2 protein-coding genes are annotated in these 11,723 nt (G+C 70.0%); both read right to left on the reverse strand.

The features are described from left to right. The coding region (locus tag P3T35_RS38360; protein ID WP_280709562.1) for a non-ribosomal peptide synthetase at positions 1-11,265 on the reverse strand (11,265 nt) is incomplete at its 3' end. Between the two features lie 174 nt (positions 11,266-11,439). Beyond that, complete coding sequence (locus tag P3T35_RS38365; RefSeq protein WP_101383128.1) at positions 11,440-11,721, reverse strand: acyl carrier protein; 282 nt, start codon at positions 11,719-11,721, stop codon at positions 11,440-11,442. Between the last annotated feature and the right edge of the window lie 2 nt (positions 11,722-11,723).

The following is an 11,723-nucleotide window of genomic DNA, read 5'->3' on the forward strand; positions in this document are numbered from 1 at the left end:
CATCACCACCGCGACCACCGACTCCGGGCCCACACCACGCCCGATCAGCAACCGCGCCAACCGGTTCGCCCGCGCATCCAACTCCCCGTACGACACCTCGACACCCTCGAAGACCACCGCCACCGCATCCGGCGTCCGCGCCACCTGCCCGGCGAACAACCCCGGCAACGTCGACGACTCGACCTCGACCGCCGTGTCGTTCCACTTCTCCACCACCAGTCGGCGCTCAGCCGCACCCAGCACGTCCAGCGCCGCGAACCGCGCCTGCGGATCCTCCTCCAACGCGGTCACGAGCTGGAGGAGGCAGGTGTGCAGCATCGTGCCCACCTGCTCCGCATCGGCCGGCGCCACCGCGTCGATGGTCAGGCTGAACCCGTTCCCGTCATCATCGACATTCGCGACCAGGGGGTAGTTGGTGCGCCCTTCGGCGGCAAGGATCCGCACGTCCTCCAACCCGGTGCCCAGACCCGCGCCGAGCTCCGTCGCACCGCCGCGGCCGTTGCGGTAGTTGAAGAGGGCGGTGAACAGCGGGCTGCCGCCCGCCACACCGCTCGCCTGCTGCGCGAGCACCAGCGGCGCGTGCTCGTGCACCAGCAGCTCGGCCAACTGCTGCCGCATCCCGGCCAGCGCCTCGCCCACGGCGGAGGTGCCGACCTGCACCCGCACCGGGAGCGTGTTGAGGCACGGACCCTGGAGCCGGTCGGCACCCGCCCCGGCGTTCATCCGGCCGAACAGCACCGTGCCGAACACCACGTCCTCACGACCGCTCACCGCGGCCAGCACCCGCGCCCACGCCAGGTGGAACACCGTCGCCGGACTCACGGCCATCCGGCGCGCGATTGCCCGCAGTCGAAGCGTGAGCTCAGCCTCCACCGAGGAACGCGCCGATACTGCGGTCGTGCCGTCTCCATGCACGTCCAGCAGGCCGAACGGGGCGGTGGTCTCGGTGACGTCGCCCAGCAGACCGGCGAAGTACCGCTCATGCTCCTCGCGCGGCACACCGAGGCGGGCCTGGACGACGAAGTCGCGGAACGGCAGCCCCTTGGACAGCGACTCGCCCCGCCCTGTCAGGAAGGCACGCACCTCACCCAGCAGCGCGTCCGTCGTTGTGTCATCCCGCACCAGGTGGTGGACGCGCAGCAGGGCCAGCCAGCCGTCGCCACCCGGTTCGGCGGCGATGTGCACGTCCATGAGCGGGGCACGGTCCAGCGCCATCCAGGTGCTGCCGATGGACAGCAACTGCTCCGCCGCGTCCGCACCCTGCGGGTCCAGCACGACTTCCCGGACCGGCAGTTCGGCGTGTCGGGCCACGACCTGGACCGGCTCGCGCAGCCCCTCCCACACGATCGCCGTGCGGTACACGTCGTGCCGGTCGATCACCCGCTGCAGCGCGTTCAGGAACGAGTCGAGCCGCATGCGGGAGTCGAACCCGAGCACCGTCGGCCTGGCATACACATCCCGCTCACCCTCACGCCCGGCCTTCATCAAGTGGTGGAAGAGGATCCCCTCCTGGAGCGGGGCCAGCGGGTAGACGTCCGCGACGTTCGCAGCGCCACCGGGCACCTTCGCCACGATCAACTCGAGCTCGGCCCCGGTCAGCTCCACCAGCGGCAGCATCTGCGGGGTGATCTGCGTGGCGTCCTCGGGGATGAGGTTCGCCGGCACCACCACCTGCTCCGCACCCGCCTCGAGCGCCAAGCCCGCCGGGGTCGACGTCTGGAACAACGCCTTCACCGACACCGAGACCCCACGCACCCGCAACATCTCCACCAACGACACCGCCAACAGCGAATGCCCACCCAGCGCGAAGAAATCGTCATCGACGCCGACGCTCTCCAACCCGAGGACCTCGGCGAACGCCTCGCACAGGATCTCCTCCTGCACCGATGCCGGCCCACGACTCGACGCCCCACCCGCCGCCGCGAAGTCCGGCGCGGGCAGCGCCTTGCGGTCCAGCTTCCCGTTGCCCGTCAGCGGCAGGGCGTCCAACACCACCACCGCGGCGGGCACCATGTGCTCCGGCAACCGGGCGGCGACGAAGGCCCGCACCCCGTCCGCGAGCGTGCCGTCCACATCATCCGGGTCGTCCGCGACCACATAGGCGACCAGGCGCTTGTCCCCCGGGGTGTCCTCGCGGGCGATCACAGCCGCCTGGGCGATCAGCGGGTGCGCCGTCAGGGCACTGGCCACCTCACCCGGCTCGATCCGGAAACCACGGATCTTCACCTGCTCGTCCGCACGGCCCAGGAACACGATCTCGCCATCAGCCGACCACTTCGCACGGTCACCCGTGCGGTACATCCGCCCCCCGCCTTCGGCCGGGGGGACCCCCATGCCGCTGCCGAACGGGCACGCCACGAACCGCTCCGCGGTCAAGCCAGGACGGCGCACATAGCCGCGCGCCAACTGCGCACCCGCCACATACAACTCACCCTCCACACCCACCGGCACCGGGTTGAGGCGCTCATCCAGCACGTAGAAGCGGGTGTTGGCCACCGGCGAACCCACCGGCACCACCCCACCCGACGTCAGACGGGTGGTCGCCACACCGATCGTGGTCTCCGTCGGACCGTAGTGGTTGAACACCCGCCGCTCACCGGCCGCGGCCAGCAGTTCATCGACCCACCCCGGCGAGGCGGCCTCACCACCCAGCACCACCGACCGGCCCGGCAGCACCCGCTCCAAACCACCCACCGCACCCAGCGCCGCCAGGTGCGAGGGCACCACCTTCACGAAGTCGATCCCGTGCTCGGCCAGGTAGTCGCCCACCAGGCGCGGATCGGTGACCGCATCCTCGTCCAGGACATGCAGCTCACCACCCGACAGCAGGCTCGCGAACAGCACCGTGTTCCCCAGGTCGGTCGCCTGCGCCTGCAACAACGCATACCTACCACCCTCGAAACCGATCCGGGCCGGCACCGAGGAGACGTAGTTCGCCAGACCCCCGTGCGTGACGGCCACGCCCTTCGGACGACCCGTCGAACCGGAGGTGTAGATCACATACGCCAGCGACCGCGGATCCACCGCCACGCCAGGCGAGGTGGTCGGCGCCGCCGCCAACTGCATCGCCGTCAACGTGCCATCCACCGCCACCAGACGCACCCCGACGGAGGGCAGGTCCTCCAGCACCTCATCGGTGGTCAACACCAACTGCGCCCGCGAATCCTTCACCGTGAACGCGACCCGCTCCGCCGGCTGGGACACGTCCACCGGCAGGTACCCGGCCCCCGCCTTCCACACCGCAAGAATCCCGGCGATCATCTCCACACCACGCGGCAACGCCAACCCCACCACCGACTCCGGCCCGACACCCTGGCTGACCAGGTAGTGGGCAAGGCGGTTCGCCCGCGCATCCAACTCCGCATACGACACCGACGCACCATCGGCGACGATCGCCACCGCATCCGGCGTCCGCGCCACCTGCGCCTCGAACACCTGCGGAACCATCAACCCGGATCCGGCCGCAGCGGTGTCGTTCCACTCCGACAGCACCCGGCGGCGCTCATCCGCACCCAGCACATCCACCGCGTCGACCCGGGTCTGCGGGTCATCGGCCATCGCCGTCAGCACCCGCACCAGGGAGCCCGCGATCCGACCCGCGACACCGGCGTCGAACAGATCCGCCGCCGCCGTCAGCATGCCCCGGACCCCCGCCGGCGCGCCCTGCGCACCGAACACCTCACCCACGATCACATCAAGGTCGAACTTCGCCATCGCCCGACCCAACAACAACGGTTCAGCCCCCAGGCCAGGCAGGTCAAGCGCACCGCCATCCGCTACCAAGCCGGTGTTCTGAAGGGTCAGGACGACCTGGAACAGCGGGTGCCGGGCCAGCGAACGCGCCGGCGCCAACTCCTCCACCAGCTTCTCGAACGGCACATCCTGGTTCTCCAGCGCGCTCAACCCCGCCTCGCGCACCCGACCGAGAACCTCCTCGAACGTCGGGTCCCCCGACAGATCCGTCCGCACGACAACCGTGTTGACGAAGCACCCGACCAGATCGTTCAACGCCTCATCCGTACGCCCGGCGATCGCCGACCCGATCGGGATGTCGGCCCCCGCACCCAGCCGGCTGAGCGTCACCGCAACAGCCGCCTGCAGCACCATGAACATGGTCACCCCGCGCTCACGCGCCAACTCCACCAAACGCCCGTGCAGTTCGGCCGGAACATCCAACTCCACGGTGTGGGCGCGGTGCGACGCAACCGCCGGACGCGGCCGATCGAACGGCAGCGGCAACTCCTCCGGAGCTCCCGCCAACGCCTCACGCCAGTACTCCACCTGACGCGACAACACACTCGACGAATCCCGCTCGTCACCCAGCAACTCCCGCTGCCACAAAGCGAAATCCGCATACTGCACCGGCAGCGAATCCCACACCGGAGCCACGCCACCCAACCGCGCCGCATACGCCGCCGACAGATCCCGCACCAGCGGAGCGGTCGACCAGCCGTCCATGGCGATGTGGTGCGACAGCACCACCAGCACATGCTCAACCGAACTCACCGCGAACAGCGTCGCCCGCAACGGAATCTCACACGAGAAGTCGAACGCATACCGGCCCGCCTCAGCCAGTGCGTCCTCCAGCCCCTCCGACGCCACCTCGACCACCGAGAGCTCGAACCCGCACTCCTCCGTACCGAGAACCCGCTGGTACGGCTCACCATCGACTGCCGGGAACACCGTCCGCAGCACCTCGTGCCGCCCGATGACATCCCGCAGCGCCTCCGCGAGGGCCTCCCGGTTCACCTCCCCGGACAAGCGCAAAGCCATCGGAGTGTTGTAGGTCGCGCTCGCGCCCTCCAACTCACCGAGGAACCACAAACGGCGCTGCGCGAACGACAACCGCACCCGCTCCGGACGCTCCATCGCACGCAGTGCCAACCGGCCCTCACGGGCCTGCCCAAGCCGTCCCGCCAGACTCGCCGGCGTCGGCGCCTCGAACAGCTCACGGACCGCCAACTCCACACCCAGCACCGAACGGATCCGACTCAGCAGCCGCATCGCCAACAGCGAATGACCACCCAGCGCGAAGAAGTCATCCTCCACACCGACCCGGTCAAGTCCCAGCACCTGCGCGAACGCCTGGCACAACAACTCCTCCTGCACCGTCGCCGGCGCCCGACCCGCACCCGCCGCATACTCCGGCGCCGGCAGCGCCTTGCGGTCCAGCTTGCCGTTCACCGTCAGTGGCAGCTCGTCCAGCACCACGACCGCCGACGGCACCATGTGCGCCGGCAACCGCTCACCCGCGAACTCCCGCAGGCTGGTGAGGAGTTCATCCGCGCTGGCATCGACGTCGACCGGAACCGCGTACGCCACCAGGCGCTTGTCACCCGGCACGTCCTCACGGACCGTCACCACGGCCTGCTCCAGGGCCGGGTGTGCGGCCAGGACGGCCTGCACCTCGCCCGGCTCGATCCGGAAACCGCGGATCTTCACCTGCTCGTCCGCACGACCCGCGAACACCAACTCGCCGTCGCCCGACCACTTCGCGCGGTCACCCGTGCGGTACAGCCGCCCACCCGGCACCCCGAACGGCGAGGCCACGAACCGCTCGGCTGTCAGTCCCGGACGACCCAGGTACCCCCGCGCCAACTGCCCACCCGCGACATACATCTCACCCGTCACACCCACCGGCACCGGCCGCAGGAACTCGTCCAGCACGAAGACACCCAGACCCGGGATACCGCGCCCGATCACACTGCCCGCCCCGCCCTCACCGGAGGCCAGCTCGCGGAAAGTGACATGCACCGTCGTCTCGGTGATGCCGTACATGTTCACCAACCGCGGACCACCATCACCATGACGCCGCCACCAGCCGTCCAGCCGGCCCGGATCCAGCGCCTCGCCACCGAACACCACCGCACGCAGCGACGCCACCGCCCCCGGCCGCTGCTCCTCCACAGCCGCCAACTGGTAGAACGCCGACGGGGTCTGACTCAGCACCGTCACCCGCTCGCGCTCGATCAGCGCCAGGAACTCCTGCGGCGAGCGCGACACCCCATACGGGACCACCACCACCCGGCCGCCGTGCAGCAGCGCACCCCACAACTCCCACACCGAGAAGTCGAACGCGAACGAGTGGAAGCACGACCACACATCGTCCGCCCCGAACCCGCCGAACAGCGGCTCGGTCTGCGCGAACAACCCGGTCACATTGCCATGCGTCACCATCACACCCTTGGGCCGACCCGTCGACCCGGACGTGTAGATCACATACGCCGGATGCCCCGGCGACACCACACACTCCACCGCCCCACCATCGAGCGCCGCCAACTCCCCCACCAGCGACGGCTCGTCCAACGCCGCCACCTCGACACCGAACCCACCCAGCCGACCAGCCAGTTCAGCCGAGGTCAGCACCAGACGCGCGCCCGCATCACCCAGCGTGTACCCGATCCGGTCATCCGGATACGCCGGATCGATCGGCAGATACGCACCACCGGCCTTCACCACCGCCAGCAGCGCCACCACCAACTCGACCCCGCGCTCCAAACACACCCCCACCACCGACTCCGCACCCACACCACGCCCCACCAGCAACCGCGCCAACCGGTTCGCCCGCCCATCCAACTCCGCATACGACACCTCGACACCCTCGAACACCACCGCCACCGCATCCGGCGTCCGCGCCACCTGCGCCGCGAACAACCCCGGCAACGTCGACGTCTCGACCCCGACCGCCGTGTCGTTCCACTCCTCCAGGACCAGGCGGCGCTCATCCGCGCCCATCACATCCACGGCGCTCAACCGCGTCTCCGGCTGCGCCGTCACCGTCTGCAGGACCTGGAGCAACCAGCTCGCGATCCGCCGCACGGTCTGCGCATCGAACAAGTCCGCCGCCGCCAGGAGCACACCCCGCAAGCCGGCCGGCGCACCGTCAGCGTCGAACGCCTCGCTCAGGTTCAGGTCCAGGTCGAACTTGCCGAGTACCAGGCCGGTCGGCAGCCGGTCGGCGCGCAGACCGGGCAGCTCCAGCCGTGCCGACTCCGTGTTCTGCACGGTGAGCACGACCTGGAACAGCGGGTGGCGTGCCATCGACCGGGCCGGCGACAGCTCCTCCACCAGCTTCTCGAACGGGACGTCCTGGTGCGCGAACGCCCCCAGGCTGGTCTCCCGGACCCGCTCCAGCACCTCGTCGAAGGTCGGGTCACCGGACAGGTCGGTCCGCACCACCAAGGTGTTGACGAAGAACCCGACCAGGTCGTTCAGCGCCTCGTCGGTGCGCCCGGCGACCGGCGACCCGATCGGGATGTCCGCGCCCGCGCCGATCCGGTTCAGGGTGACCGCCAACGCCGCCTGCAGCACCATGAACAGGGTCACCCCCCGCTCCCGGGCCATCTCCAGCACCCGCGCGTGCAGCTCGGCCGGGGCATCCAGCAGCACCTCGTGCCCACGGTACGAGGCGACCGCCGGGCGCCGGCGATCGGTCGGCAGCTCCAACTCCTCCGGTGCCCCCGCCAACGCCTCCCGCCAATACGCCACCTGCCCCGACAGCACACTGTCCGGGTCCTGCTCGTCGCCGAGCAACTCCCGCTGCCACAACGCGTAGTCCGCGTACTGCACCGGCAACGGCTCCCACACCGGCGCCGCACCGCCCAGCCGTGCCGCGTACGCCATCGACATATCCCGGAGCATCGGCCCCGTCGACCAACCATCACCTGCGATGTGGTGCACCAGCACCACCAGCACATGCTCCTGCGGCGCCACCGCGAACACCGTCGCCCGCAGCGGGATCTCCGCCGACAGGTCGAACGCGTAACCCGAGGCCTCGGCCACCGCGCCGTCCAGCTCTTGCGGCGCCACCTCGACCACCGCAAGCTCGAACCCGCACGCCTCCACCGACAGGACACGCTGATACGGCTCACCATCCACCGCCGGCAGGACCGTGCGCAGCACCTCGTGCCGCCCGATCACGTCCTTGAACGCGGCCGCCAGTGCCTGCTGGTCCAACTCTCCGCTCAGTCGCAGCGCCACCGCGGCGTTGTAGGTGACGCTCGGACCCTCCAGCTGCCCCAGGAACCACAGGCGGCGCTGCGCGAACGACAGCGGCACCCGCTCCGGCCGCTCCGCCGCCACCAGCGCCGCACGCCCTTCGGTGACCGCCGATTCGGCCAGCCAGGCCGCGATCCCGGCCGGCGACGGCACCTCGAAGAACACCTGGATCGGCAACTCGACGTTCAGGACCGTCCGGATCCGGCTGATCAGCCGGATCGCCAGCAGCGAGTGGCCGCCCAGAGCGAAGAAGTCGTCGTCGACGCCGACCCTCTCCACCCCCAGCACCTGCGCGAACACACCGCAGAGGATCTCCTCGTGCACCGTCGCCGGACCGCGGCCGGCGGCCTTGGCGGTGGGGGACAGATAGTCCGGAGCAGGCAGGCCGGCGCGGTTCAGCTTGCCGTTGGCCGTCAACGGCAGCGCGTCCAGCACCACCACCGCGGAGGGCACCAGATACCCCGGCAGCCGCTCGGCCAGGGACACGAGCACGAGCTCACTCAGTCGCGCGGCGTAAGCCGTCTGCGCGGCGGCGGTGGGAACGACGTAGGCGACCAGGCGCTTGTCGCCCGGGAGGTCCTCGCGGACGATGACGGCGGCCTGTGCCACCGACTCGTGCGCGGCCAGCACCGCTTGCACCTCACCCGGTTCCACCCGGAAGCCGCGCACCTTCACCTGCTCGTCCGTACGGCCCAGGTGCACCAGTTCGCCGTCGGTGGTCCACCGCACCAGGTCGCCCGTCGCGTACATCCGCTCGCCGGCCGGGCCGAACGGGCAGGCCACGAACCGCTGCGCGGTCAGACCGGCACGCCCCACATACCCGCGCGCCACCTGCGGACCGGCCACGTACAACTCACCCGCCGCACCGACCGGAACGGGGCTCAGCGACCCGTCCAGCACGTAGGCACGGGTGTTGGCCACCGGCACCCCGAGCGGCACCACGCCCGCGGCAACCGGCTTCCGGTCCAGGCGCCCGGCCACCACGCCGATGGTCGTCTCAGTGGGCCCGTAATGGTTGAACACACCACGCTCACCGGCCACTTCGAGCAGTTGGGCGACCAGCGTCGGCGACGCCGCCTCGCCGCCCAGCACTAGCGCCCCGGCCGGCATCAGGGCGGCCAGGCCGGCTGCCGCGCCCAGCGCCGCCAGGTGCGAGGGCACCACCTTCACGAAGTCGATGCGGTTCTGCGCCAGGTACCGGGCCACGGCCGACGGATCGGTCACCGCGCCCTCCTGCAGGACGTGCAGTTCACCGCCGGTCGTCAGGCTCGCGAACACCACGGTGTTACCGAGATCCGTCACCGTGGGCTGCAGCAGCGCATACCTGGCGCCCGGCGTACCGAAGCCGACCTGTCCTGGCACCGAGGCCACGTAGTTCGCGAGCCCGCGGTGCGTCACAGCCACGCCCTTGGGCTTGCCGGTCGAGCCGGAGGTGTAGATCACATAGGCCAACTGGTCGGCCATCACGTCGAGTTCCGGCGCAGCGGTGGGTCGTGCGACCAGCTCGGCCAACACCGTCGGGTCATCCAGGGCGATCGTGCGCACACCCTGGGCTGCCAGCTGCCCGATCAGCGCCGCTTCGCCCAGCACGTGCCCGGCCCCGCTGTCGGCCAGCAGCTGGCCGAGCCGCTGCGCCGGGTACGCCGGGTCCAGCGGCAGGTACGCCGCCCCCGCCTTCCACACCGCCAGGATCGCCTCGATCGCCTGCAGGCCGCGCGGCAGGCACAGACCCACCAGCGACTCCGCACCGACTCCCTGGGCGAGGAGGTGGTGCGCCAACCGATTGGCTCGCGCGTCCAGTTCGGCGTAGCACACCGCCGCGCCGTCGGCTACCACAGCAACCGCCTGCGGCGTCGCGGCCACCTGGGCGGCGAACCGCTGCGGTACCGGCAGGGCCGCGCCGGGTACCACGGTGTCGTTCCAGGTCTCCAGCACCAGCCGTCGCTCAGCCGGGTCGAGCAGGTCGACGGTGCTGACGCAGGCGGTGGCCGAAGCACTGCTGAGCCAGTCCAGCACGGCCAGGAACCGGCGACTCACCGCCGACGCCGCTTCGGCGTCGTAGTACTCGCGGTTCATCTCGATGACGGTCTGCACACCGCCCTCGGCCGCGTCACCGAGCACATCGATCTTCATGCCTTCGGCAGGCCCGCTTGCCAGGCCGGTCCGAATGATCGCGCAGTCGCCGAAACCGATCCGGCGGTCGGCCACCATGACGTCGACGATCATGTCGTACAGCGGGGTGCCGCCGACCCGCTTCAGGTCCCTGAGCAGGTCCGGGTACTGGTAGCGCTGGTGACGCAGACCGCTCTGGACCGCTCGCTGCGTCTGCCGCGCCAGCTCCTCGACGGACATGCCCGGACGGACCCTGAGCCTGATCGGCATGATGTTCGCGGTCATGCCGGGGATGCCCACCTCACGCATGCTCGTGCGGCCACTGGCCGACACTCCGAGCACGACGTCCTGCGCCCCGGTCGACCGGTGCTGGTAGACGGCCGACGCGGCGATCACCAAACCGGCGAAGCTGACCCGAAGCCGCTTCGCGGTAGCCCGCAGCCGAGCGGTCGCGTCGACTCCGAGATCCTGCTGGTGGGTCACCGGCCGGCCGGCGAGGCGCCGCCCCTGCGGCCCCTCGGACGCCGTCTCCTCCTCATGGTCCGAGAACGCCTCCAGCCAGAACCGCCGGTCCCGGTCACGCTCCTGCGAATCCCGGTAGACCTCGTCGGTCTCGATCAGCTCCGACACCGACCGCAAAGCGCTCTCGGCCGGATCCCCACCCGCCCGAAGCACCCCGTACACCTGGGACAGCCGCTCAGCGAACTGCGACAGACCACTACCGTCGAGAACAATGTGGTGAGCACGCTGGTACCACAGGAAGCGATCCGACCCGAGCACGAAGAACGCATGCCCCGACAGCGCCCCACCCACCAGCTCCACCGGCGTGTCCAGATCAGCCTGGATCCACTCCTGCGCCACCGCACGCGGATCAGCCTCCCCCCGCAGATCCGCCACGTGAACCGGAACCTCCCCGGCCTCCCCCAGGAACTGCCGCGGCGTCCCGCCCTCCACACACAGGCGCAGACGCAAAGCCTCCGCCTCCTGCACCGTGCGGCGCAGCGCACGCACGAAGAGATCCGCGTCGAGTTCGCCGTGGATCTCCATGCAGTCACCGATGTTGTACGCCGGATTGTCAGGCGCGAGCTGCTGCGCGTACCAGACCCCCAGCTGGCCGGACATCAGATCCCACAGACCCTGTGCGGAGGCACCCATTTCTCGTATCCCTCAATCAATCGACGCACTCTGGAAGAACAAAGGCAGGACGCTGAACCACGGCACCGGGACCGCGCGAATCAACCAAACCGACCCAGGACCCCGTCGGGCCCCGCCGCCGGCAAACAAACGTGCACTAAAAGCCCTGCGGGCCTTGAAGGGCCGGAAGGCCCGTCAGGCCGACGGCAGTTCGGCCACCAGGCCGGCCAGGTGAACGGTCAGAGCCGCAGCCGTGTCGACATCCCACACCAGGGTGGGCTCCACGGTCACACCCAACTTGTCCTCGATGTCACCGCACAACGCGAAGGCGTACACCGACTCCAACCCGTACTCGGCGAGCGAGACACCCGGATCGATCTCCCCCACCGGCGTCTCCAGGTAATAGGACACCCGCTCCATCAACCACCGCTCGATGTCCTCACCCGACACCCGCACACCCACTTCCCGATCAGTCATCG

The sequence above is a fragment of the Kitasatospora sp. GP30 genome (assembly GCF_029892145.1).
Lineage (GTDB): Bacteria > Actinomycetota > Actinomycetes > Streptomycetales > Streptomycetaceae > Kitasatospora > Kitasatospora acidiphila.